Source organism: Echinicola sediminis (genome assembly GCF_054777495.1).
In genome coordinates this window covers 1-1,013 of sequence record NZ_BAAHAP010000236.1, presented here as the reverse complement: position 1 = coordinate 1,013, position 1,013 = coordinate 1, and the positions used below count along the sequence as shown (strand labels likewise).

Here is a 1,013-nt window from a genome sequence, read left to right as displayed (position 1 = left end):
GTGCTATTCCCTAAATTATTTAAATTTATATTTTGTTCGCTTGAATTACCATTTAAATATTGATAAATAGAGGTTTCTACTTCTCCATCTATTTTGACTTTTCCGTCCGATAAATATATAATTCTATTACACAAATTCTGCACCGCAGCCATATTATGGCTTACAAAGAGTACAGTTCTACCCTGGTTTTTACTAACATCCTCCATCTTTCCCAGGCACTTTTTCTGGAAATCATAATCACCCACGGCTAGGACTTCATCGATGATCAAAATCTCCGGTTCTAAATGAGCGGCAACGGAAAAACCCAAACGAACTTTCATGCCAGAAGAATAAAATTTCACGGGCGTATCGACGAACTTTTCAACCCCGGAAAAATCAATAATCTCATCCAGTTTTTGGTCGATTTCCCTCCGGGTCATCCCCAAAATAGTTCCATTCATATAGATGTTTTCCCTACCTGTTAGTTCGGGATGAAACCCTGTCCCCACCTCCAGTAAAGACGCTACCCGACCATGAAGGGTGATCTTTCCTGAAGTAGGCTCAGTGATTTGAGAGAGAATTTTCAGCAAGGTCGATTTTCCAGCTCCATTCTTACCTATAATACCAAGAACTTCACCTTCTTTCACCTCAAAGTTGATATCCTTTAACGCCCAAAAAATGGAATCATCTTCTTCTCCAAATCGACCCAACTTACGCAAACGCTGGAAATTCTCCCAAGGGTATTTTAGGATATTCCCAACCTGTCCGGCTAAAGTATTAGTCTTTTTTTCTTTTAGCCCTAATCTATATCTTTTGGACAGGTTCTCTACTTTGATAATAGTCTTGCTCACCTTATTTAATATCTAACACACTTAATTAGCCGTAATTAAAACTTACAACACTTCGTTCTGCGAGATCTCACTATGAAACATTTGATCCTCTCTCTTTATTTTTATTAGTTTTAAGGGCTATGTACGTTTAAAATAATGCATTATCCATATCCAGATCCATATCCATATCCTTCGGGTAGGATC

At 38.0% G+C, this 1,013-nt stretch carries 1 protein-coding gene; it reads right to left on the bottom strand.

Annotated features, from left to right (window positions below):
• A partial coding sequence (locus ACYVAA_RS22945; protein ID WP_460546425.1) for an ABC transporter ATP-binding protein occupies positions 1 to 830 on the bottom strand: 830 nt, incomplete at its 3' end.
• Positions 831 to 1,013: the final 183 nt, after the last annotated feature.